Origin of the sequence: Novosphingobium piscinae, from assembly GCF_014230355.1 — a bacterium.
Lineage (GTDB): Bacteria > Pseudomonadota > Alphaproteobacteria > Sphingomonadales > Sphingomonadaceae > Novosphingobium > Novosphingobium piscinae.
Genome location: NZ_JACLAX010000001.1, coordinates 350,073 through 372,755 on the forward strand (window position 1 = coordinate 350,073; position 22,683 = coordinate 372,755).

The following is a 22,683-nucleotide window of genomic DNA, read 5'->3' on the forward strand; positions in this document are numbered from 1 at the left end:
CGCTGCAGCTAGGCCAGCTGCGCTCCTGAGTCAATGCGAATGACTCGCAATAGCATTATTTCGAGACAAAGCGGACCATCGTGGCCAGGGGCAGCATCGCCGCCGGGCTTACAGTCCCTGTCAGATCGCGGTCTTGGCCATGCCGCAGAACCGACCCCGAGCGGTAACCGAACTGGCATTCGGCTGTCACCTCCACCGCCTAACGCCGGCCAGCCCAACGGGCGCGGCCGGGTCGGCGCGCCACCGGGCCACACACAGGGAGGTCCTTTCATGCCGAAGTTCATCGCGTTTCTGCTCGCCACCAGCGCCCTGCTGCCGCAACTGGCCCGTGCCGCGGAGCTCGCCGACGAGGCGGAGGGCGAGGCCGCGGGTGAGGCCGCGTCCGAAATCGTCGTGTTCGGCCAGGGCCAGACCCGCCAGGTCCAGGAGATCAAGGCCGCCGACATCCAGGTCCTCACCCCGGGCAGCAGCCCGCTGCGGGCGATCGAGAAGCTGCCCAGCGTCAACTTCCAGTCGGCCGATCCGTTCGGCGCCTATGAATGGTCGACCCGGGTGACGATCCGCGGCTTCAACCAGAACCAGCTCGGCTTCACGCTCGACGGCATTCCGCTCGGCGACATGTCCTATGGCAACTACAACGGCCTGCACATCAGCCGGGCGGTGTCGGGCGACAACATCGGCCGTACGTTGGTCTCGCAGGGCTCAGGCTCGATCGACACCCAGTCGACCAACAACCTTGGCGGAACGCTGCAGTTCTTCACCGCCGATCCGGCCGACGTGCTGGGGGTGACGGCCCATGTCACCGGTGGCTCGTCGAACACCGCGCGCGGCTTCCTGCGGGTCGGCCTGGGCCAGGCCGACGGGCTGCGCGGGTTCGGCTCGGTGCAGTACTACAAGACCGACAAATGGAAGGGCGATGGCCAGCAGCGCCAGTGGCTGCTCAACGCCAAGATCGTCGCGCCGGTGGGCGATTCGACCATCGAGGCCTATGTCAGCCATTCCGACCGGGCCGAGCAGGACTACCAGGACCTTTCGCTCGGGATGATCAGTCGGCTCGGCTATGACTGGGACAACTTCGGTCCGTCCAACTATGCGCTGGCCGTGCGCGTTGCCGATATCGGCGCCAACCGCGGCGACAGCGGCACCACCCCGCTCAACCCCGCCGCCGGCACGACCTATCCGGCGCCGATCACCACACTCGACGACGCCTACTACGATGCCTCGGGCCTGCGCCGTGACACCCTCGCCGCGATCGGGCTGACCTCGCCGTTCGGCGAGCAGGTGACCTGGGCCCTCAAGGGGTATTGGCACCACAACCTCGGCCAGGGCACCTGGGGTACGCCCTATGTCAACAGCCCGACCGGCGTGCCGATGGCGGTCCGCACGACCGAATACGAGATCAACCGGGTCGGCCTGTTCAGCACGGTCAAGGCGCAGCTCGGCTTCAACGACCTGACGATCGGCGCATGGTACGAAAGCAACGACTTCCAGCAGGCCCGCCGGTTCTATGCCTATGCCAGCCGGACCAACCCCGGGCTGGATCACCGCAAGTTCATGCGCAATCCCTTCTTCACCCAGTGGGACATCCAGTTCGTCACGCGCACCTTCCAGTACTTCGTCGAGGATACGATCGATCTCGGGGCGGCCAAGATCAATCTGGGCTGGAAGGGCTTTGCCGTGACCAACCAGGCCACCCCGACCGTCCTGGGAGGACGGACCGTGGGCAAGCTCAAGACGATCGACTGGTTCCAGCCGCATCTCGGGGCCACCTACAAGGTGACCGACGCGGTCGAGGCCTTCGCCGGCTTCACCCAGGTCACCCGCGCCTTCGCCTCGGCCACCACGGCCGGGCCGTTCTCGTCAACCCAGCTCGGCTTCGACGCGATCAAGCCGTTCCTCAAGCCGGAACAGTCCGACACCTACGAGGCCGGGCTGCGCTTCGGCGCGGGCGGGTTCCACGGCGTGCTCGCCGGCTACTGGGTAAACTTCCGCAACCGTCTGCTGACCATCCCGACTTCGGTCGGCATCGTTGGCGCGGCCAATGCGCTGCAGAACGTTGGCGGCGTCCAGGCAAAGGGGATCGAGGCCAGCGGCGAATACAAGCTGGGCGCCTGGACGGTGTTCGCCAGCTATGCCTACAACGACAATACCTACCAGGACGACGTGGTGATCCGCAACGCGGCCGGGGTGGCGACGTCGGTGATCCCGACCAAGGGCAAGACCGTGACCGATTCGCCGCGTCACATCGCCCATGCCGAGATCGCCTACGACGATGATGCGCTGTTTGGACGGATCGGGGTCAACGCCATGTCGAAGCGCTTCTTCACTTATACCAACGGCCTCGTCACCACGGGCGACGGGCTGGGTGCGGTGCCGGGCCAGACGATCGTCGATGCCACGCTGGGCTACCGCTTCGATATCGGCCTGGGCAAGCCGGTCGAGCTGCAGCTCAATGCCACCAACCTGTTCAACAAGCGCTACATCGCCACGATCGGATCGAACGGGTTCGGCAACGTCGGCGACAACCAGACCTTCCTTGCCGGTGCGCCGCGCCAGGTCTTCGCCACGCTCAGGGTCACCTACTGATGCGCCGCGCCGCGCTGGCCGCCCTTGTTCCGGTCCTCGCCCCGGTCCTGGCACCGGTCCTCGCCCCGGTCATCGCCCTCGCCCCGGTCCCGGCCGGGGCGGCACCGGCCAGCGCGGCCTCACCGCCCCGCGCCGGGCAGCCCGTGCTGCTGGTCTCGATCGACGGGCTAAGGCCCGACGACGTGCTCGCCGCCGAAGCCCGCGGCATCAGGGTACCCAACCTGCGGCGCTTCGTCGTCGCGGGCAGCTATGCCACAGGGGTCACCGGGGTCCTCCCGACGCTGACCTACCCCAGCCATACCACCCTGCTCACCGGCACGGCACCGGCGCGGCACGGCATCGTCAACAACACCACGTTCGACCCCACCCAGATCAACTCCGGCGGCTGGTACTGGTACGCCGCCGACCAGCGCGCGCGGACCCTGTGGGACGCGGCGCGCGAGGCCGGCTGGACTACCGCCAACATCCACTGGCCGGTGAGCGTCGGCGCCGCCAACCTGACCTGGAACCTGCCGCAGATCTGGCGCAGCGGGCACGACGACGATCGCAAGCTGCTGACCGCCCTCGCCACCCCCGGGCTGGTCACCGTGCTCGAACAGGCTTGCGGCGAGCCCTATGCCCAGGGGATCGACGAGACCCTGGCGGGGGATCGCAACCGCACCCGCTTCGCCGCCAGTCTGATCCGCCGGCACAGGCCCGGCCTGGTCACCGTCTACCTGGCCGCGCTGGATCACGAGGAGCACGCCTCCGGTCCGGGCAGCCCCCAGGCCGTGGCCGTGCTGGAGGCGATCGATGCCCTGGTGGGCGAGCTGGCCGAGGCCGAACTGGCCGCGCATCCCGATGCCGTGATCGCCCTGGTCAGCGACCATGGCTTTGCCGCGACCGATAGCGAGGTGAACCTGTTCCGCCCCTTCGTCGAGGCGGGCCTGATCACCGCCAACGCCGAGGGCAAGATCACCGCCTGGGAGGCGATGCCTTGGCCCTCGGGCGGATCATTCGCGATCGTGCTGGCCCGGCCCGACGACGCCGCGCTGGTCGCCCGGGTCCGCGCACTGCTTGACCAGGTCCGGGCCGATCCAGCAGCCCGCATCGCCAGTGTCAGCGACGGCACCGGAATTGCCGCGGCCGGAGGCAATCCGCAGGCGAGCTTCTATGTCGAGCTGGCGCGGGGTGCACTGTCGGCTCCGTGGCGCGGTGCCTCCGCCCCGCTGACCCGCGCCTCGACGTACAAGGGCATGCACGGCTACTTTCCGCAAAGTCCCGAGATGCGCTCGACGTTCATGATCCGCGGCCGCGGCATAGCCGCGGGGCGCAACCTTGGCGTGATCGACATGCGGGCGATCGCCCCCACCCTGGCCGGGCTCATGGCGGCCCGGCTGCCAGGTGCCGAAGCAGCGCCTGTCGATCTGGCTCCCGCGAGGTAACAGCCACGGAACGACGGGCCAAGCCGACCAGCGGCCCGGTGCCCCAGCGCCGCGGCAACCGGGCCTGGCTCGCCGGCGGTAGCGAGCCGGGGCACCCCTCTCACCAGCGCTCGCCGTCGCTCCCCACCTCGATCGGGCGCTGGTAGCTGCGGTCCTTCTTGCTCCAGACCGAGCGCAGGAAACCCTTGCACATCGGGCCGTTGACCCAGTCGGCCGGGCCATCGAGCGACATTTCGACGGTGCAGCGCCGGTAGAGCAGGCGCCACTCCGGCGTGCCGTCCGGACCGGCGCGGCGCTCGAGCCGGTCGAAATAGCGCCCCGGAGCGATCTTCATGGTCGCGCGGTCGGGCGAGAGCATCGTGCCGATCACATAGGTCTCGCAGTGCGCCGTATCGCCTGCGATCTCGCAGGTGTGGGTGGTGATGTTGTGCATGGTCGCCGAGAAGAACCGGGCATGCCCCAAGTTCGCCCGCGCCGGATAGTCGGGCGCCGGGGTCACGATCGGACCATGCTCGTCCACGCCGTCAGGCCACCAGCAGGCGGCAATCAGGTCTTCGTCCTGGCGATCGCGACCGCGGGCCTAGCGCATGATGCAGTCAAGGATGTCCTGTCGCGCCTTGAGCTCGCGAACCGTGGCGGCGAGCGCGGTGAGATCGGGCGTGGGATCGGATGGGGTATCGGTCATGGCTTGCTATCCTTGCGGGCTGGCGGACGTCAGCCGGCCACCGCCGCGCTCCCGCTCATTGCACCACCACGCGCACGCGATCGAGGTTCTGCAGCAGGGCATAGGGGGTGCCGTGGGCCACCGGGCGCTGCGCCGCGCCGCGCAGGGTGACGAACCAGGTGCCCGGCTGGGCGAAGGTGTGGCTGGCGGTGACGGTCACCGCCTTGCGCCCGCGACCGACCCGACCGGTGGTGGCGAAGCGCCCGGAACCGTCGAAGTCCCATTCGGCGGCGGTGATCGTGCCGCCTCCCGGGGCGGCGGTGATCGCGCCGACGAACTGCACCGGCTGCCCGGCCTTGACCACGGCCCGCTGGCCGCCGTTCACGGTCAGCCGCACCACCGGCTGGATCCCCTGACGCTGCGCCGCGGTCGGGGCGACGATGACCTGGCCGTCCTCCACCCGGTACTGCGTCGAGGGGGGTGGCGCCACACCGCGCTCGACCCAGGCCGACAGGTCGCGCAGCGCCTGCTGCAGCGGGCCGTTGTAACTGACCGTGCGGGTGCGATCCTCGATCCCCGGCTCGTCGCCGTGCTGGGCATAGTCGGTGTACCACAGGCGCACGTGCTGATCGGCCGTGGCGCCGAAGTGCTGCGCGATACGCTGGCGGTACCAGTCGGCCTGCCACGGCATGGCCTCGCGGTCCCACAGCGAGGACATCAGGATCATCTTGCCGGTGAACACCCCGGTCTGCATCGGCCCGAAGCTGGCGCGCATGAAGGCCGGACCCATCAGGAAGGGACGCTGCGGATAGAGCGGCTTGCCGTCCGCCCCGCGGAACTGGTCCCAGACCTTGAAGTCGGCGCTCGGCACCTGGTGCCAATGGTAGGTTTCGAGCGCGAGGAAGTTCGAGTTGTCGAGCCGCACCTCGTCCCCTGCACTCAGCTTGGCCACGACCGTGGGATCGGTCACCCCCAGCACGGCCATGTCGCCGATCACCCGGGCCACCGGGATCAGGCTGCCCTTGGCATTGCCGCCCAACACCGCCAGGTCCCCGCCCAGGAACTTCACCTTGGGCGGCATCGCGCTCAGCCGGACGGCGACGATGCGCCTGGCCTCCTCCTCGGCGCGCGCCTTGAACGCGGTGTCGACCCCGCCGCGCTCGCGGTTGCTGCTGGCATCGGTGTTCAGCCCGAGCCGGACCGCCTCCGCGCCGGTGATCAGCGCGCCGATCGTGCTGGTGAACTGTAGCCGGGCATCGGCGAACTGTTCCGGGTGATCGAAGCCGAGGTAGCCGGGCTTGGTCCAGAAGTCCGAGAAGTAGGCCGCATCGACCATCTTGATCGCCGGGTAGAGCGCGGCCAGCCCATGGATGCCCATGGTCTTCCACCCGAACCACGAGCGCATCGGGAAACCCATCCGGGTCACCTCGCGCAGCACCGCCGCCTCCGCCGGGGACAGCCCGGCATAGGGATCGCCGCTGCCGCCCGGCTCGATCGCGTCGACGATCTGCGGGAACTTGTCATCCAGGATGCGCATCGCGCGGATGCGGGCGGTGAACATGTTGGGGATGGCCACAGGAGATCCCGGCACATAGGGCACGGCGCCGTCCCAGACGCCCGGAGCGCTCTCGAACCCGACGATCGTGCGGAAGGCCCCGCCCGAGCCGCCGTAGAGATAGCCGTAGGGCCGCTGGCCCGCGTAGCGTCCCGAACGGTACATGGCGCGGGCAACGGTGCGCGAATAGAGCGCCGCCGCCGCATTGGCCTTGTAGGCCGTCAGCGAGGGATCGGGCTGGCGCACCGCCGAGCCATCGCCGAGGTTGACCGTCCCGCCGCCGTTGGTCTCGACGAAGTAGGCCCCGCTGGCGATCGCGAAGCCGATCTTGTTGAAGGCGCCGGGGGGCATGGTCTGACCCTCGTTCTCGCTCCCCGGAACCGGGGTCACGTGCTGGAAGAAGCGGCCCTGGTACTGCCCCGGCGGCGGAAAGTAGAACGAGAAGCGCGCATCGGTGCCCTTGAACCCGCCATGGACATAGCGATGCCGCACCGGCTGGTCGCGCCACTCGTCCTGGTCGATGTAGGGCTCGGCGAAGACCTTGTAGGCCGGGTCCGACAGGCGGACCTCGGCGCTGGACGCGGCGCTTGCGCCGGTCCCGGTCGGCACCGCGTCGCCAAGCGCAGGGGCAGCGAGGCCGGCCAGCAGCAGGGCGGCGAGCGGGCGGTAGAGCTTGGCGTTCATGATGGCATCCTGCGAAGGCACGGGGGTTGACCGTTGCCGGGGTGGGCAGGCCAGGGTCAGACGTGGGGACCCTGCCTGCCCGCAGCCGCCATACGTTAGGCCATGCCCGGTCACCGGGCGATGCGGTCCGGTGGGATAACGCCGGGACGATGCCTTGTGCCCGCCCGGCCAAGCCGATTGCATTCCGGACTTGCACCGGATCAAGCTCGACGGAGACAGGCTCTTCCCCTGATCGCCGCAGTCGGGGCAGAAGGCCGGAACGGGAGAGTCCGATGGGTGAAGCGCAGACGCCGCTGGCGATCTTCCTGCCGGTGCTGCTGGTGGTGGCGCTCACCTTTGTCGCCTTCGTGAAGATGGCGATCGAGCGCGCCGCAGCGCTCAGGGCCGGGCAGGATCCTGCGTTCTACCGGGTCTACCTCGGCGCGCCGGAACCGGAGAAGACCCGGGCGGCGGTACGCCACTGGGACAACCTGTTCGAACTGCCCACGGTGTTCTATGCGGGCTGCCTGACCGCCTTCGTGCTGGCCGCCGTCTCGGGCTGGACCCTGCTGTTCGCCTGGCTCTTCGCCATCGGCCGCCTGATCCAGAGCCTGGTCCACATGTCCTACAACAACCCCAACCACCGCGGCGGCGCCTTCACCCTGTCGGTGCTGGGGTTGCTGGCGCTGTGGGTCGATCTCGGCCTGACGGTCGCGGGACGGCTGTGACGCCATGAGCCAGGCCCGACCGCCCGTCGCGATCGTCACCGGAGCCAGCCGGGGCGCCGGGCGGGGCATCGCCATGGCCCTCGGTGCGCATGGCTGCACGGTCTATGTGACCGGGCGCTCCGCCCGCGCCGGCGACCATGCCCTGCCCGGCACGATCGCCGAGACCGCCGCCGCGGTGACGGCGGCGGGCGGACAAGGCATCGCGGTGCGGTGCGACCACGCCGACGACGCCCAGGCGGAGGCGCTGGTCGCGCAGGTGCTGGCGCAGCAGGGGCGGATCGACATTCTCGTCAACAACGCCGCTGCCGTCCACGACGAGCTCACCCACCCGGGCAACTTCTGGGAGAAGCCGCTCAAGCTGGCCGACATGATCGACGTGGGTCTGCGCAGCTCCTACGTGGCGAGCTGGCTGGTCGCGCCCACCATGGTGGCGCAGGACAGCGGGCTGATCGTGTTCACCTCGGCCTCGGGCGCGGCGCACTACTCGATGGGCCCGGCCTATGGCGCGCACAAGGCCGGGGTCGACAAGCTGGCCTTCGACATGGCGGTCGATTTCCGCGCGGCCGGAACGCAGGTCGCCGCGCTGTCGATCTGGATGGGAGCCCTCGCCACCGACCGGCTGAAGGGCATCATCGCCGCCAACCCTGACAAGTTCGGCCATCTGCTCGACCAAACCGAGACGCCGGAATTCACCGGCCATGTCATCTGGGCGCTGTTCAACGACCCGGGCCTCGCCGCCCGCTCGGGGCAGACCCTGATCGGCGCCGAAGTGGCCCGCGCCTTCGGGATCACCGACGCCGGTGGCCGAGTCCCCCCATCCTACCGCGACACCCACGGCGTCATCCCGCTGGAGTACTACGGCAACGTGGTGCGTTGAGCGTGGGCACCCGATCCTGGCGGAACTGCGCCGTGGCGTGGACGCTCGAGCAGCCGATCCGGGCCAGGATCGCGTCCACGTCCGGCCACACCGGTCGGGTCAGGCGGCGGGATCTTCCTGCATTTGCAGGAGCATGGTGGCGAACAGCTCGACCTGGTCGCGGCTGAATGCGGCCAGCCGGGTCTGCACGAGATCCGTCACGCGCGTGCGGAACTCCGCGGTAACCTTGCTCCCTAGCGGGGTGAGCCGCAACAGCGAGCGCCGGCGATCGTCGCCGGTCTGCGCCGCGATCAGCCCGGCATCGGTCAGCCTGACGAGTTCGGCGGTAACCAGGCTGCGGCCAATGCGCAGCACCAGGGCCAGATCCTTGGGGTATTCGATGCCCTTGTCGATCAGGCTCAGGATGAAGGCCCCGCGCGGCCCCAGGCTGTAGCGTTCGGTCACCGCGCTGCCCGCGGCATTGATCGGGCGCTGCGCGAAGACCAGCCCGGTCACGATGCGCGAAAGCAGCGCCTGGTCCAGCGCCTCTGGCGCGGGCTTCGCATTGTCCGCGCGGCGCAGCAGGTGCTCCAGCAACTGGTCGCGGCGATCTTGGGGCATGCGGCTGGGATCCCGGATCGGTTGAGCGCGCTCCCCTACCAAGCCTGCCGGCGGCCGCAAGCCGAAGTTGGCCCGGCCGGCACCGGCCGTTATCGGACAAGCCCGCAGGCACCGCCCTGCTGGCCTTGCGCGCAAAGCCCTCGATCGCGGTGGCGGGGAGCAGGCGGCCGCCGCCCCGCCAGCCCGGTCAGGCCACGGCGGATCATGCCAGGATCTCGCCGATCGACTTGCTGGTGGCCATGCTCTGGGTGCCCCAGCTATCGACCGACACGCCCATGGCCTGCTGCAGGGTCAGCCCGACGCGGCTCACCGGCGTGCCCATGCCGTCGACATAGAGCCCGGTCCTGACCCGCCCGCCGGCGCTGCCGGCGGTCATCATCGGGATATTGTCGATCGTGTGGAACTTGGCGAACTCGGTTTCGGAGTGGGCGAAGACCAGCGTGTTGTCGAGCAGCGTGCGCGGCCCCTCCTGGATCCGGTCGAGCGCGCTGACGAAGTAGACCCAGGCCTCGAAGATCCGGCTGAGGAAGTAGCTCGCCTCGGGCTGGTAGCCGAGGCGGTTGTCGAGCGCCTCCTCGTGGGTCAGCTGGTGGTGGGTGATCGTGCTGCCGATCCGGGTCAGCGACGAGGCCCCGTTGTTGAACATCATGTTGAACACCCGGGTCTGGTCGCAGGCCAGCGCCATGACGAGGAGATCGGTCATCAGTGCATGGTTGACCACCACGTTCTCGATCTCGGCATTGACCGGCCGTTCCTTGACCGGGGGCAGGACCCGGCAGGCCTGCAGCGGTTCGGGTCTGGTCAGCTCGACCTCGAGCTGGTTCTCGAGCTGGCGCACCGAGGTGAAGTACTGGTCCAGCTTCTCGCGGTCCGCGGCGCCGACCGCACGTTCGAGGGCGCGGCGCTGCTCGCCCACCGCCGACAGCACGCTGCGCCGCGCCATGACCACCGGATCGGGCACGAAATCGGCGCTGTTCGGGTCCTTGAAACCGATCCCGAACAGCCGCTGGTACAAGGCGCTGGCCGAGGTCTCGGACGGGTTGAGATTGCCGCCGCCGCGCCCGCTGAGCGAATTGCGGGCATCTCCCGCCGCCGACATCTCGAGGCTGCGGAAGCGCGTGCGGGTACCGATCCGGTCGCCGATCGTGACGTCGAAGCTCTCGCCGGGCAGGCCGCGCTCGGCGGTGAGCGCCCGGCCCGTCCGGATCGCCGCCCCACCCGAGGTGTGCGGGAGATTGGGAGCTCCATCCAGCATCACGTTGAAATTGCCGAGGATATTGATCTTATGCGCGAAGGGCCGGATCGGCTCGAGCTCGGGCTTGAGATCATAACCGGGCCCGGGCTTGTCGGGGAACCAGCGGGTGGGATTGACTCCCAGCCCCCAGAACCAGGTTCCGAAGCGCACCGGAACCGGACTGCCGGTGGCGGCCATGGCCTCGCCGTTCCCGTCGAGAAAGGCGTCGAGCAGCGGCACCCCGACAGTGACGGCAGCGCCGTGGAGCAGGCCGCGCAGGGCCGAGCGGCGGGTCAGATCGATAGCCATGGGGCGTCCTCCGTGACGTTACCGGCGCCGGCTGCGCGTGGCCGTCCCGGACAGGGGCGCGGCATCGACGGCATAGGCTTCGGGCATGGTGACCACATCCAGAAACAGCTGGCGGATGCGGTGGTTGCGGGCGGCAAAACGGTCGGTCAGAGCATCGACCCGGGCGGAGTCGTCAACCGGCTTGCCGGTCGCATACTCCAGCGCGCGCGAGGCCACGCAGGTGGCGGTGTCGCGGCTTTCGGCCAGGGCCTGGCCAAGCCCGGCCGCGCCTTCGAACAGCTTGCCATCGATGCTGCCCGAGACATCGATCGGCGCGTCGTTCTCCCGCGTGCGCCGGGCGCCGATGCCGTCGAAGCGTTCGAGCGTCAGTCCGATCGGATCGGTGATCGCGTGGCAGCCGGCGCAGACCGGATCGGTATTGTGGGCGTCAAGCCGGATGCGCGCGGTCGGCATCGCCCGGTTGGCGATGTCCTGGACCGCGGTGAAATTCACGTTGCCAGGGGGATTTGGCACCGGCTGGCACATCAGCAATTCGCGCACCGCCCGGCCGCGCAGCGTGGGCGAGCTCCGCCCCGAGTGCGAATACATCGCCAGGAACCCGGCCTGGCCCAGCAGGCCGGCCCGGTCGCTGCCTTCGGGAAACTCATAGCGCACCCAGCCCTGCGACCGGGAGACCGGAACCTGGTAGAGCGCCGCCAAGGGCCGGTTCATCCAGGTCTGCCGGGTGGTGAACAGCTCGCGGTAGTCACCGTCCCGGGTCAGCAGGTGATCGGTGATCGTGAGCAACATCTGTTCGGGCAGGGCCTGGGCGACCGCCGGATTGAAATAGGGAAAGACCAGCGGATCCTTGGCCAGCTCGTCGAACCGCTCGAACAGCAGCATGTCCGCGAAAAAGGCGCGGATGCCGCTGGCGAAGCGCGGCGAGGCGACCATCTGCCCGGCCATCGCCCGCAGCCGCGCCGGATCGGTCAGTTCGCCCGCCGCGGCGGCATCGAGCAGGGCGGCATGGGGCGTCGTGTTCCACAGGGTGAAGCTGAGCCGGGCCGCGCGCGAAGGGTTGTCCAGACGGAACCTGCCGGGCGCCGCAGGGTCGGGCTCGGCCCGCTCGATCACGTAGAGGAAATGCGGCGAAACCAGCATCGCGGCGAGCGCCAGCTCCAGCCCGCGGTCGACCGAGCCGCCGGCCGTGGCCGCGCGATCGGCCAGGTCGGCATAGAACGCGCCCTCGTCCGGGCTCAGCGGCCGCCGGAACAGGAGCCGGCCCAGCCGGTCCAGCGTCGGCCGCAGGCAAGCGCGGTCGGGTGTGGCACCGCTGCCCCCGGGACAGACCACGAACTGGTCACGGTGCGCCGGATCGAACACCTGCGCCGCAATCTGCCGGGCCATGGCGTCGAACTGCTCGAGCCCGGCCGGCGAGATGCTGGCCGCGCGCGCGCCGCTGGCGATCAGCTCGTGGGCAGGCCGGACAATCGGCTCGAACCGTCCGGCCACCCGGATGTCGGTGCCGAAGATATCGGCGATGGTGTTGCGGTACTGGGCTTCGGTGAGCCGCCGCATGCCGACGATGCGCCAGTCGGGACCGGCCGGCGCGATGGCGCGCTGCGCGGCCGGCGCCGCATCGAGCGGCTTGGCCGCCCACACGGTGCCAAGGGCCGCGGCGCAGGCCAGGCCGAGCGCAAGGGTGGGGTGACGCAGCTTGATCATCGCGCGCTGGCTCCGGTCGCGGCGGGAAGGTCGTTGACGAAGGCGGGGATCGCCACCACGCGCATGGCGCTCGACACCGCGGTGCACTTCCCGGTCTTCCGGTCGCGCACGCCATCGGCATAGTGGAGCAGCGTGGCCAGCATGCCGGCGCAGTCGATACCGGCCGTGGTCGCCGCGCCGACCCCGCCGATTGCCGGACTCTGGATGACCTCGAAGGCCGGCCGATAACCGCCCAGCAGCCCTTCGAGGCGGCCGTCCGGACGGAACACCAGCCGCAGCCGGCCCTGGTTGAAGGTATAGCGCGACCGCGAACCGCGCAGGTCGCGTGCGCCACCCTGGCCCCAGGTCTGGGCAAGGACGATGGTGGTCGGCTCCGTGGTGAGCACGCCCTTGTTGATGCGGCCTTTGAGCACGTTGCGGTGGCGCGGGCCGCTGTTGCTGACGGTGAAGCTGGCGCCCGGCAGGAAGCGCCCCTTGGCGTCAGCCGGCGGACGGTCGGCTGTGTTGGCGTAGATCACCTCGACGTCGTCGTCGCGGTCGAAGCTGTCGATCCCGCGCAGCAGCAGCACCTGGGTCCATTCGCCGGAGGCATGGAACTGCCGTAGTCCGCTGGCGATATCGCCGGCGATCCCGTCCTTGCCGCGCCACTCCAGGGTGCAGCCCATCACCCGGTATTCCTGGTTGTCGATGCCGGTTTCGCCAGCGGGCGAGGTGAATTCGCCGTGCTCGCAGCTCTCGCCGCCGGCCCCGCGATCGAGGTCGAGCCCCTGGGCCGTGGGGCTCTGGACCGTGCGCAGCAGCGGCCGCCGAAACCGGTCGGGCTGCGAACAGATGTTGGTGTTGCCCGGCCCCACGGCGGTCGCCTGCCACCGCCGGGTGAACTCGGGCTCGTTCTCCTTGAGCGCCAGCCGCGCCCGCTCCGCCTCGGGCAGGGACGCGAGGTAGGCCTCCTTGAGCTTGGGCACGGTGCCGTCGGGGCAGGCCTCCTTGCCCTGCACCACCGGCGGGGCGAACTCCTCGACCACGAACCCCAGCTCGCCATTGGCCGGCGGGGGTGGCAGCTCCGGGCTGCTCTGGGCGATCACGGTGCCCGGTTCGCCGGGGGTGACCGCAGCAAATCCGGCGGCCAGCCCGGCCAGGCCGGTCAAGAGGGTCAGGGTGGTGGTCTTGAGGCTGGTCACTGCGGGACTCCGTCAGGGTTGCAGCGGGTGGGCGCCCGCCGGCAGCGACGCGGGATCAGCGTGGTCCGCGACGAACACCGGCTGGTTGCGGTGGGCCCATTGCGCCGTGTCGCCAGAGCGCTCGACCGACCACTCGCCCACCCCGGCGCTGGCCAGCGGGGCGGGGAACGGGGCCCAGCGGCACGGCGCGGTGCACGGGCCGGTGAACAGCAGCCGCCCGTCGGTGTCGGTCAGCCGGTAGGCCCCGGCGATGAACCGGGTGGCAACACTGGGCGGTACGGTCAGGCGGGGCCGCGGCGGGATGTATTTCAGCGTGTTCCAGGTCCGGTCGTCAGCGCCATCGTGAACGGTCGAACGGCTGTCCGCGCCGCGGCGGACATAGACCATGTGCCAGCCCTTATAGACCCACTGCGGACCATCCGGGCCGGCGATGATCGTCCAGTCGGGCGCGGCCTGGGGCAGAACATATCCCGGCGCCGTGCGGGGCAGGCCGTCGGCGGGGAAGCGGATGTTGGGCACGCTGCCCTTGGGCGCGCGCAGCGGCTCCCATGTCTTGCGGCAATCACGAGTGCAGTACTGCGCAGCGTCGGGAGACCAGCGCAGGACCGTGCGCATGTCCATCCCGTAGAGCACCCGCCCGGCACGATCGGTGTAGACCGCCTGTCCCTCGCCGGTCCGCACGACGACATCCGCCGGGAGCGGCGAGCCATCCGCGGGAGGGAGCGGAAAATCGGCCGGCTGGGCGGCCGCGCCGGCCGGCATCACGGCGCCAGCGCCGAGCAGGACGGCCAGCAGGTGCAGGGGTCGGACGCGGCGGATCATGGTCAGTCCGTCCGCGTGCGGAAGCTGTCGTGGCAGCCCTTGCAGGTCTCGCCGAGCTTGCGGGCCGCGCCGCGCATGGTCTCGGCATTGCCGCTGCCAACGGCCTGCTGGAACCCGGCGGCCGCAGCGGCAAAGGCATCCTGGGCGGCCTTGAAGCGGGCCGGCTGCCGCCAGATCTCGGCCTTCGCCTTGGTCTTGCGCCCGGGCGCCGGGCCCGATCCGGCAGGGAACAGCCCGTACTGGGCCTGCGCGACAGTGCGCATGTGGCGCGCCGCCTGGGCGAGCAGGACCGGCTGGACCTCGTCGGTGCGCAGGCCATCATTGACCGCCTTGAACGAGGCGCCGAGCTCCCGGTAGGTATCGATCCGTGACGCGATCGGATCCGGCGCGGCTGCGACCAATGGTGCCGCGAGCATGGCGGCGGTCAACGCGGCCACCCCGCAATGTCTGCGTGCCATCGGTCAGGTCCTCTCGTGTTCTTATCGTGAGGCCGACAATAGTTCATTTATTGAATTATGCAACACCGCTCCTCGCGGTCCAACCCGGTGGCCCGCGCCCCGGGGGCGACTAGACCGCAGCCACCGTCACATAGAGCCCCACCGCGATCACGACCGCAGCGAAACCCCGCTCGAGCAGAGCCTTGCGGCGGCTGAGCACCTGTCCCAGCGCGATCCCCGCCCCGGTGCCGAACAGCCCACCGACGACCATCAGGCTGGTCACCGGCCAATTGACCAGACCCGAGGCGGCATAGGAGGCCGCGGTAGTCAGACCCAGCGCGCTGACCACCACCAGCGAGGTGCCGATCGCGTTGGACAGGGGCATAGCCGTGGCCAGGATCAATCCGGGCACGATCAGGAACCCGCCCCCGATCCCGAAAAAACCCGCCGCGAGGCCGACGAGCAGCCCGAGCGGGAGGAGCCGGGGCAGCAGGGTTGCGGCACTGTCGCGGGTCAGGCGCACATCGGGTGCGTCCGCCTTGCGGCGCGGATGCAGCAGCGACAGGCCCACGCCGATCATCAGCAGCCCGAACAGGGCCAGCAGGCGCGTGCCATCGACCGCCTTGCCGAGCTCCGCGCCGAGTGCCGCGCCGAGTGTGCCCGAGAGCGCGAACACACCGGCACAGCGCCATTTGACCCGCCCTGCCCGGGCGTGGCCGACCAGACTGGCCAGGGCATTGAGGGTCACCGCAACGGCCGCGGTGCCGATCGCGGCATGCGGCGATCCCACCCCGACGCCATAGACCAGCAGCGGCACGGCGAGGATCGATCCGCCCCCACCGACCAGTCCCAGCACCAACCCGATCAGGGCCCCGGATGCCAGCGCGGCGAGCATGGTGGCGAGGGCCATCACGGTCTGGGCCTTACCGCTCCGGTCCCGGGGCAGGATCCGCAGCAGCCGCGCCATCCCGCACCCGCCCGGCCTTGGTCGCGAAGGTTGTGAGGTGCATCGGCGAATTCAGCATGGGCCCACTCCGTTGGCACTTGATATATTAGATTTGTCTAATATATTGTCAAGGCATCACAGGAACCGATCATGCCGCTGACGACAATCACACCACCCTTCATCGAAGCCTTCTTCGACGAGGCCACCAATACCGTCAGCTATCTGGTCGGCGATCCGGACACACGCACCGCGGCGGTGATCGATCCCGTGCTCGATTTCGACATGGCGAGCGGCGTGGTCGACACCCGTTCGGCGGACCGCATCCTGGCCTTCGCCCGCGACCAAGACTGGCACGTCGCCATGGTGCTGGAAACCCACGCGCATGCCGACCATCTTTCGGCCGGCGCGATCATCAAGGCGCGGACCGGCGCCTGGATCGGCATCGGGCGGCACATCCGCGATGCGCAACGCGTCTTCGGGCCGGCCTTCGCCATGACCGACCTGAAAATGGACGGGTCTGATTTCGACCGCCTGTTCGACGAGGGCGATGCCATTCCCCTGGGGTCGCTAACGATCGGGGTGATGCACCTGCCCGGGCACACTTCGGCCGATGTCGCCTACCGGATCGGCGACGCCGTGTTCGTCGGCGACACGCTGTTCATGCCCGACTACGGCACCGCCCGCACCGACTTTCCGGGCGGCGATGCCCGCACGCTCTATCGCTCGATCCGCCGGCTGCTGGCCCTGCCGGACGAGACGCGGTTGTTCCTGTGCCATGACTACAAGGCGCCGGGACGGGAGGACTACCGCTGGGAGACCACGGTGGGCGAACAGCGCCGCACGAACATCCATGTGAACGACAGCGTCGACGAGGCCGCCTTCGTGGCTCTGCGCGAAGGCCGCGACGCGGCGCTGCCGGCACCCAGGCTGCTGCTGCCGTCGATCCAGGTCAACATCCGCGCCGGCCGCTTCGGCGCAGCCGAGCCCAATGGCGTGAGCTACCTGCGCATCCCGGTGAAATGGCGATCAGCGGGCGCCTAGAAAGCCACGCTCAACCCGGCGCGTAGCGACAGGTCGGTGCCGCCGAGCGTCTTCTCGGCCGCAGCAGCCAGTTGCCAGGTGTAGTCGAAGCCGCCCTGCAGGATCCGCGCCTCGCCCAGCCAGCCGCTTTTCAGCGCGTCTGGCGTGATCGCAAAGCTGGCGCCATCGGTATAGTTGGCCGTGGTCACGCCCATCCGGCCCGCCAGCTGGTTGCGGCGGCCGCCTTCGAGTTCGATCGTGAACGGCCGTCCGTCGTGCGAGGATGCCCCGAAGCTCCACCCGGCCGTCAGCGTGGTGCGTGCGGTCAGCGCACTGCTCCGGCGCCGGCCGACATTGAGCAGGATGGCGGCCGAGCCGGTTTCCGTGTGGGCATTCTCGCGCAGGCCGACGAAGTCCACCGTGGCCATCGGCTTGAGCGTGAAATTGCCCGGCAGCGCAAACTTGTACGAAGCACCGCCGCTGCCCGAGGCCCACCAGCCCGACCAGCTCGAAGCCGCGGTATAGCTGAGCGCGCTGCCGCTGCTGGTCCCGGTGAAGGTGCGGGTCGACGCGGCCGTGACGCGGCCAAGGCTCGTGCGGGCGAAGGCGTAGAACGGGCCCTTGCTGATCCGCCAGAACGCGCCAAGCTCGTAGCTGTTGGTCTTCACGGCCTGGGCAGCACCGTTGTGGATGGTGCCACCGAACCAGGCACCGGTCACCCCCAGCATGCCAATGGCGGTGCCCTTCTCCCAGCCCCCGGTGAGCCCGAAGGCGCTGCTGGTCCAGCCCGCCGTACCGGTGGCGGTCTTGCTGCCCCGGAAATAGGCCGGTTCGAGCCAGGCCCCGACCTCGCTGATCTTGTAGAGCGAGGAATCGTCGGTGACGTGCCGGGTGGCGAGGCGCGATCCGCGGGTCACGAAATCGAAGACCCCGCCGGCATGATCGGGCAAGAGCGCATCGAACTGCGTCGCCAGGGCGGTCTGGCCATCCACCTCCAGCAGGCTGTTGGCCAGGGCGGAATAGTTAGTCGCATTGGCATAGATCGCATCGTAGCCCGCGCCCTGGCTGCTGGTCAGCCCCAGCTCGCTCGCCGACTTCCGGGCGATGGTCAGCACCAGATCGTTGCCCTCCGCCGCCACCGCGCCCTTGAACAGCAGCGGCAGCACGGTGGTGCTGTCGGTGAAGGTCGGCGTCCCGCTGAGGGCTCCGGCTGTCAGGATACGATATGAGCCGGGTGCCTTGGCGAGCGACGAAACCGTGGCCGAGACCTTGGCGCCGGTGGCGAAGCTGGCCGTGTTCGCCTGGATCAGCGAGCTCGTCCCGGCGCTGCCGTCGATATAGGCCTGCAGCGTCCCCCCGGCATTGACGGTCAGGTCGTTGATCGCCAGCGTCGTGGCCGAGGCCGCGCCGAAGCTGCCGCCGTTGACCGCGACCGACAGCGCCGAGCCCCCGGAAATCGCCGTGCCGCTGAAGACCGCGCTGCCGCCGATTGTGAGCAGGGCGGGTTGCCCGCTCAGGCTCAGCGCGCCGGTGAAACGGGCCGTATCGCCAAGGGTGATGTCGGCGCGGCCGGAGCCGAACCGGAGCGTTCCGGTCCAGCGGGCATCGCCTGACAAAGCCACGCGGTCGCTGCCGCCACCGAGCACGGCGGTGCCGGTGACCGTGCCCGACTGGATCGCGATCGTGTCGTTGCCCGACCCGGTGAGGATGTCGCCCAAGGTGCTGGTGTAGACCAGCGCCGTGTCGGCGTCGTAGGTCGCGGCCGCCTGCTCCACCTTCTGTTGGGCCTGTTGGTAGGCGGTCAGCGCCTGGGTATAGGTAACCCCGCTCGTATTGGCCGAAAGATCGAGCGCCACGCTGGCGATGCCGGCGGTCGCCGAGATCGTGCCGCTGTTGACCACGCTGGTCAGGCTGCCCGACAGATCGCGCACGGCATAGGCCCCGGTCCCGCCAGTCTGGCTCAACGTGGCCTTGATGGACCCGCCATTGGTCAGCTGGCTGACCGTGCTACCCGGATTGATAAGGACAGCGGTGGCGGTGGCGTCGATAGCCGTGGCGCTGATGGCTCCCGTCACGCCGATGCCGCCGGGCAAGGCCACCGTGCCGCCCCGCCCGCCGATCACCACACCGAAGGCATCGGTCGCGCTGTATCCTGCGGTCGCTCCGACCGTACCGTCGATCGCAAGCGAATAGGTGCTGCCGTTGATCGAGGCGGCCCCGGCACCGATCACGGTGTTGCTGGCGCCGCCAATCTGCAGGGCCGGATTGTTGCCGTAGGCGGTCAGGTAGGCCGCCGAGGTGGTCGTGCCGGTCGAGGTACAGGAGACCACGGAGTTGACGGTCGTGGCGGTGCAGGGAGCATAGAGCACAATGCCCTTGGCGACATTGCCGGCGATCTCGACCAGCGCCTTGTCCTGTTTCAGGGCAGCGGCGGTCAGCAGTTGGGTGGTGCTGGCATCCGTGGTGTAGGACGTCGCCTGGGCGAACACGCCGGACAGCGCGACCCCGCCGCCGATGTCACCGCTGGCGACCACGGCCTGGGTGCCCGATCCTGCCACGGTGATCGTGCCGCCCACGGCGAGATCGCCCGTGACTGACTGCACGCCCAGCCCGACGCTGCCATCGCCCTTGACCGCGATCGTGCCGGTATTGGTGATCGTCCCGGAATAGAGCCCGGTCACGCCGATGCCGGCCGAGTTGAGCCCCTTGACCGAGATCGTGCCGGAGTTGCTCAGGCTGCCACTCGCCGGCCCGGTCACAAGGATGCCATACCGGCCCGTCGTGTTGGCGATCGGTCCCGCTGCGGCGCTGGTGCCGGTGATCGTATCGACCGTGTAGCTCTCGCTCGCGGTGATGACGCCGGCATTGCTGACCACGCTGTTCGTTCCGGCATTGACCAGGATACCGCCGCCGTTGCTGACCGTACCGGTCGCCAGCGTCGCTCCGCTCGCAACGGTCACCGCATTGTCCGAGGCCACGATGATCGCCGGTTGCCCCGACACGGCAATCGACCCCCCGCTCGCTACGGTCACGTCGCCGGCCGATGGCGTGGCCAGCGGCGTCGTGGTGGCTGTACTGACGGTGGTGGACGCGAGCGCCGGCACGCCCGCCGCTCCGGCCAGCGCGGGGATCAGCACCAGCGAGGACAGGCGGGTGGGGTGAAACATAGTCTTCATGTCGGATCCTCGATGACTGTCCGGCGGGACGTGCGTTGCCTGGGCTGAACGGGGAAGCCGACCAAACCCTTCGATCGATCGCGACTTTTTTTGGCGCCTTGCGGCTGCCGCGCGGGAACGCGACTGCGACGACGTAAATCGACGGTTCATTCTCGCCGCCCGATCAGGCGTAACCGGTCCGGGTGCGGACACCCTGCCGGCCGAGACCTGCCAGCACGAGAGCCGCCTTGATCCCATCCGACATGACCATCCGCGGCGCCGGCGCGGGCGTGCCCGAGACCAGCGAGAGCGTCGAGGATGCGATCCTCATGCGCGCGGTCGCCCGGGGCGAGACTGAGCCGTTCGCCGTCCTGGTCCGGCGCCATGGCAGCCGGCTCTACCGGATCGCCCTGCGGATGACCGGCGACGGAAGCGAGGCGGAAGACATCGTCCAGGAGTGCTTCACCCGGCTGTGGCAGGCCGCGCCCGGCTGGCAGCCTCGTGGCGCCGGGCTGGCCGGGTGGCTCTGCCGGGTGACCATGAACCTGTGCCGCGATCGCCATCGCCGGCTGCGGATCGTCGCGGACGGGGCCATCCCCGAACGGGCTGACGACCAGCCGTTGGCCGATCGCCAGATCGAGCTGGTCGAAGCCCAGCAGGCCTTGCTGCGCGCGCTGGCGGACCTGCCCGAACGTTACCGTGGCGCGCTGGTCTTGTGCTACTATGAGGGGCTCTCTAACGTGATGGCCGCGGACATCCTCGACCTGAGCGTCAAGGCGCTCGAATCCCTTCTGGTACGCGCCCGCAAGCAGCTGCGGACCTTGCTGGAGCGGGAACAGTACCGGATCCGGCACGTCAGGACCGAAGTAGGGGAAGAGGCAGCGTGATCGAGCAGCAAACCCGCCCGGACCGCGATCCCGATGACGATAGCGACCTGATCGCAGCGCTCGCCGCCCTGCCGCGCCCCGAGGCGCCGCCAGCCCTGCTCGCGCGGATCGTGCAATCTGTCGAACCACCGGCAGGTGCCGCGGCAGCCCCGCCATTGCGGCCGGCACAGCGGCTGGCTCGCGGGGCAACCTGGGGGGCCGTCGCAGCCGGCCTCGCGCTTGGCCTCATCCTGTTGCTGGGCCGTCAGGCGCCGCCCCCCAGCGCTGCCCCGCCGCCGGGTGCGCAGGTTGCCGCACAGCAACTCCCCGCGGCCGGCGCGGCGCAGGCCCCGTTGGGCAAGACCGAGACAGCACGCAGCGCCCGCCTTGCTGCGGCCGGGCCGGTCACGTCCCGGGCAGCGGCCGGACGAACCGGTCCGGAGGGCCAGGCCCCCCTGATCAGCATGGATCGGCCGGCTTCGCCGCCTGCTGTGGCCGAAGCCGAGACGGTACCCACCGTCCAGCGGGGCGCCGAGCCCGAAGCCGCCACACCAGTGCCGCAGCCGGTGCTGGCCCAGCCGGCCGTGGATGAAGCGATGCCGCGGCTCGTCGAGGCGCCCAGCTTCGGGCCCGCTCCCGCACCGCGTCCGACTGCCAGCCAACGCCCGCCGATGGGCTTCCGCCCCGCCGGCAACTGAGCCGCCGAGCCGTACCCGGGTGCGGCGCCCGTCCCCGCCGGGAGACGAGCGCCCCGTGCAGACCTTGATCGGACAAAGCGGAAGTCAGCGGACAACCGAACGGTCAATTCGCCCATGGCCTTGCCCGCCATGGAACGATATGGCGCGGGCTGGAGCGCGGGGATCCCGACACGCGTCGGGTCTTTCCCCTCGCTCCGCCGCACTTGCTGCTCTTGACGGATATCCGCCCTTATGCCCACCGGTCTGGTTGCCCTGCTTGACGACGTGTCGCTGATTGCCCGCACTGCCGCCGCATCGCTCGACGATGTCAGCGCGGCGGCGGCGCGGGCCGGGAGCAAGGCGGCGGGCGTTGTGATCGACGATGCCGCGGTCACCCCGTCCTACGTGACCGAGTTCACCCCCGACCGCGAGCTGCCGGTGATCGCCCGCATCGCCCGGGGCAGCCTGTTCAACAAGCTGGTGATCCTGCTCCCGGCTGCCCTCTTGCTCAGCGCGTTCCTGCCGGCCGCGATCACGCCGCTGCTGATGGCTGGCGGCCTTTTCCTGTGCTTCGAGGGCGCGGAAAAGCTGATCGAGAAGCTGACCGGCGAGACGCACGGCGAGACTCTCGCCGACCACCCTGTCGATACGGTCACGTTCGAGAACGCGCGCGTGGCCGGGGCCGTGCGGACCGACCTGATCCTCTCGGCCGAGATCATGGCCATCGCCTTGGCCGAAGTGGCCGATCAGGGGATCGTGCAACAGGCGGTGATCCTCGCGCTGGTCGGCCTCGCGATCACGGTGATCGTCTATGGCGCCGTTGGCGCGATCGTGAAGATGGACGATGTGGGCCTGCATCTGACGCGGCAGTCCTCTGGCGCGGCCCGCGGGGTGGGAACGTTCCTGCTGCGGGCGATGCCGGTGCTGCTGGTCTTCCTCTCGATTGTCGGCACCGCGGCGATGCTGTGGGTTGGCGGCAGCATCATCCTGCACGGGCTCGAGGTCCTGGGCATCGGCGGTCCCGCCCACGTCGAACACGCCGCGCGCCACTGGGTGGAGCAGGCCACCGGGCCGCTCGGCGGCCTGTTCGGCTGGTTGACGCATGCCGGGCTGTCGGCCGTGGTCGGGATCGTGCTCGGCGGAGCGGTCGCGCTAGTCGTGCACCTGGTGGCGAAGCGCAAGGACCGGCACTAGGCCCCGGCAGGGGCTCGGGCAGCCGGGCAACCGGGCAGCCT

At 69.7% G+C, this 22,683-nt stretch carries 17 protein-coding genes and 1 pseudogene; 8 read left to right on the forward strand and 10 right to left on the reverse strand.

The features are described from left to right. Positions 1 to 270 precede the first annotated feature (270 nt). Complete coding sequence (locus tag H7F53_RS01475; protein WP_185677683.1) at positions 271 to 2,586, forward strand: TonB-dependent receptor; 2,316 nt, start codon at positions 271 to 273, stop codon at positions 2,584 to 2,586. Further along, entirely contained in the window at positions 2,586 to 4,010 is a 1,425-nt protein-coding gene (locus H7F53_RS01480) for an alkaline phosphatase family protein (protein ID WP_185677684.1), read from the forward strand. The genes H7F53_RS01475 and H7F53_RS01480 overlap by 1 nt, the downstream gene beginning before the upstream one ends. A gap of 100 nt (positions 4,011 to 4,110) precedes the next feature. Here the strand turns inward: H7F53_RS01480 and H7F53_RS01485 are convergent. Further along, positions 4,111 to 4,575: pseudogene (locus H7F53_RS01485) on the reverse strand (nuclear transport factor 2 family protein); the annotation flags it as partial. Positions 4,576 to 4,750: 175 nt separating this feature from the next. Next, positions 4,751 to 6,913: a PKD domain-containing protein gene (locus H7F53_RS01490; RefSeq protein ID WP_185677685.1), complete on the reverse strand. Its 2,163-nt coding sequence runs from the start codon at positions 6,911 to 6,913 to the stop codon at positions 4,751 to 4,753. Between the two features lie 272 nt (positions 6,914 to 7,185). Here H7F53_RS01490 and H7F53_RS01495 point away from each other — a divergent pair, with 272 nt between their 5' ends. Together H7F53_RS01495 and H7F53_RS01500 are read left to right on the forward strand one after the other, a co-directional pair. Beyond that, on the forward strand, positions 7,186 to 7,620 hold the full coding sequence (locus H7F53_RS01495; RefSeq protein WP_185677686.1) for an MAPEG family protein: 435 nt from the start codon (positions 7,186 to 7,188) through the stop codon (positions 7,618 to 7,620). Between the two features lie 4 nt (positions 7,621 to 7,624). Next, a complete protein-coding gene (locus tag H7F53_RS01500; RefSeq protein WP_185677687.1) occupies positions 7,625 to 8,497 on the forward strand; it encodes an SDR family NAD(P)-dependent oxidoreductase in 873 nt (290 codons plus the stop codon). 99 nt (positions 8,498 to 8,596) lie between these two features. On the opposite strand, the gene H7F53_RS01505 is transcribed toward H7F53_RS01500, so the two are convergent. The 7 genes from H7F53_RS01505 to H7F53_RS01535 all read right to left on the reverse strand — a co-directional run bounded on the left by H7F53_RS01505 (position 8,597) and on the right by H7F53_RS01535 (position 15,694). Next, positions 8,597 to 9,097 carry a MarR family winged helix-turn-helix transcriptional regulator gene (locus H7F53_RS01505; RefSeq protein ID WP_185677688.1) on the reverse strand — a complete coding sequence of 167 codons (501 nt, stop codon included), beginning with the start codon at positions 9,095 to 9,097 and terminating at the stop codon, positions 8,597 to 8,599. Positions 9,098 to 9,299: 202 nt separating this feature from the next. Beyond that, the gene (locus H7F53_RS01510; protein ID WP_185677689.1) at positions 9,300 to 10,640 is read right to left on the reverse strand and encodes a DUF1552 domain-containing protein; all 1,341 of its coding nucleotides are present in this window, start codon (positions 10,638 to 10,640) and stop codon (positions 9,300 to 9,302) included. Between the two features lie 18 nt (positions 10,641 to 10,658). Continuing rightward, positions 10,659 to 12,344 carry a DUF1592 domain-containing protein gene (locus H7F53_RS01515; RefSeq protein WP_185677690.1) on the reverse strand — a complete coding sequence of 562 codons (1,686 nt, stop codon included), beginning with the start codon at positions 12,342 to 12,344 and terminating at the stop codon, positions 10,659 to 10,661. Further along, complete coding sequence (locus H7F53_RS01520; protein ID WP_185677691.1) at positions 12,341 to 13,525, reverse strand: hypothetical protein; 1,185 nt, start codon at positions 13,523 to 13,525, stop codon at positions 12,341 to 12,343. Before H7F53_RS01520 ends, H7F53_RS01515 begins: the two co-directional genes overlap by 4 nt. Before the next feature lie 12 nt (positions 13,526 to 13,537). Further along, a complete protein-coding gene (locus H7F53_RS01525) occupies positions 13,538 to 14,347 on the reverse strand; it encodes a COG4315 family predicted lipoprotein (RefSeq protein ID WP_185677692.1) in 810 nt (269 codons plus the stop codon). A gap of 2 nt (positions 14,348 to 14,349) precedes the next feature. Then, entirely contained in the window at positions 14,350 to 14,805 is a 456-nt protein-coding gene (locus H7F53_RS01530) for a cytochrome c (protein WP_185677693.1), read from the reverse strand. A gap of 109 nt (positions 14,806 to 14,914) precedes the next feature. Next, complete coding sequence (locus H7F53_RS01535) at positions 14,915 to 15,694, reverse strand: sulfite exporter TauE/SafE family protein (RefSeq protein WP_185677820.1); 780 nt, start codon at positions 15,692 to 15,694, stop codon at positions 14,915 to 14,917. A gap of 186 nt (positions 15,695 to 15,880) precedes the next feature. On the opposite strand from H7F53_RS01535, the gene H7F53_RS01540 reads away from it, so the two are divergent. Further along, positions 15,881 to 16,771 carry an MBL fold metallo-hydrolase gene (locus H7F53_RS01540; RefSeq protein ID WP_221773506.1) on the forward strand — a complete coding sequence of 297 codons (891 nt, stop codon included), beginning with the start codon at positions 15,881 to 15,883 and terminating at the stop codon, positions 16,769 to 16,771. Here the strand turns inward: H7F53_RS01540 and H7F53_RS01545 are convergent. Continuing rightward, on the reverse strand, positions 16,768 to 19,926 hold the full coding sequence (locus H7F53_RS01545) for an autotransporter domain-containing protein (RefSeq protein WP_185677694.1): 3,159 nt from the start codon (positions 19,924 to 19,926) through the stop codon (positions 16,768 to 16,770). The two genes, H7F53_RS01540 and H7F53_RS01545, sit on opposite strands and share 4 nt — an antisense overlap. A 242-nt stretch (positions 19,927 to 20,168) precedes the next feature. On the opposite strand from H7F53_RS01545, the gene H7F53_RS01550 reads away from it, so the two are divergent. The 3 genes from H7F53_RS01550 to H7F53_RS01560 all read left to right on the forward strand — a co-directional run bounded on the left by H7F53_RS01550 (position 20,169) and on the right by H7F53_RS01560 (position 22,642). Next, complete coding sequence (locus H7F53_RS01550) at positions 20,169 to 20,792, forward strand: RNA polymerase sigma factor (RefSeq protein WP_185677695.1); 624 nt, start codon at positions 20,169 to 20,171, stop codon at positions 20,790 to 20,792. Further along, a complete protein-coding gene (locus tag H7F53_RS01555) occupies positions 20,789 to 21,469 on the forward strand; it encodes a hypothetical protein (protein WP_185677696.1) in 681 nt (226 codons plus the stop codon). The genes H7F53_RS01550 and H7F53_RS01555 overlap by 4 nt, the downstream gene beginning before the upstream one ends. A gap of 231 nt (positions 21,470 to 21,700) precedes the next feature. After that, positions 21,701 to 22,642 (forward strand): DUF808 domain-containing protein, encoded by a 942-nt coding sequence (locus H7F53_RS01560; protein ID WP_185677697.1) that lies wholly within the window; start codon positions 21,701 to 21,703, stop codon positions 22,640 to 22,642. The last annotated feature ends 41 nt before the right edge of the window (positions 22,643 to 22,683 follow it).

Excerpts from the sequence above, each read along its gene's own strand:
- H7F53_RS01490 (WP_185677685.1), bottom strand. The coding sequence starts at position 6,913 with ATGAACGCCAAGCTCTACCGCCCGCTCGCCGCCCTGCTGCTGGCCGGC.
- H7F53_RS01500 (WP_185677687.1), top strand. The coding sequence starts at position 7,625 with ATGAGCCAGGCCCGACCGCCCGTCGCGATCGTCACCGGAGCCAGCCGG.
- H7F53_RS01495 (WP_185677686.1), top strand. The coding sequence starts at position 7,186 with ATGGGTGAAGCGCAGACGCCGCTGGCGATCTTCCTGCCGGTGCTGCTG.
- H7F53_RS01505 (WP_185677688.1), bottom strand. The coding sequence starts at position 9,097 with ATGCCCCAAGATCGCCGCGACCAGTTGCTGGAGCACCTGCTGCGCCGC.
- H7F53_RS01525 (WP_185677692.1), bottom strand. The coding sequence starts at position 14,347 with ATGATCCGCCGCGTCCGACCCCTGCACCTGCTGGCCGTCCTGCTCGGC.
- H7F53_RS01510 (WP_185677689.1), bottom strand. The coding sequence starts at position 10,640 with ATGGCTATCGATCTGACCCGCCGCTCGGCCCTGCGCGGCCTGCTCCAC.
- H7F53_RS01530 (WP_185677693.1), bottom strand. The coding sequence starts at position 14,805 with ATGGCACGCAGACATTGCGGGGTGGCCGCGTTGACCGCCGCCATGCTC.
- H7F53_RS01535 (WP_185677820.1), bottom strand. The coding sequence starts at position 15,694 with ATGGCCCTCGCCACCATGCTCGCCGCGCTGGCATCCGGGGCCCTGATC.
- H7F53_RS01515 (WP_185677690.1), bottom strand. The coding sequence starts at position 12,344 with ATGATCAAGCTGCGTCACCCCACCCTTGCGCTCGGCCTGGCCTGCGCC.
- H7F53_RS01475 (WP_185677683.1), top strand. The coding sequence starts at position 271 with ATGCCGAAGTTCATCGCGTTTCTGCTCGCCACCAGCGCCCTGCTGCCG.
- H7F53_RS01550 (WP_185677695.1), top strand. The coding sequence starts at position 20,169 with ATGACCATCCGCGGCGCCGGCGCGGGCGTGCCCGAGACCAGCGAGAGC.
- H7F53_RS01560 (WP_185677697.1), top strand. The coding sequence starts at position 21,701 with ATGCCCACCGGTCTGGTTGCCCTGCTTGACGACGTGTCGCTGATTGCC.
- H7F53_RS01545 (WP_185677694.1), bottom strand. The coding sequence starts at position 19,926 with ATGAAGACTATGTTTCACCCCACCCGCCTGTCCTCGCTGGTGCTGATC.
- H7F53_RS01540 (WP_221773506.1), top strand. The coding sequence starts at position 15,881 with ATGCCGCTGACGACAATCACACCACCCTTCATCGAAGCCTTCTTCGAC.
- H7F53_RS01480 (WP_185677684.1), top strand. The coding sequence starts at position 2,586 with ATGCGCCGCGCCGCGCTGGCCGCCCTTGTTCCGGTCCTCGCCCCGGTC.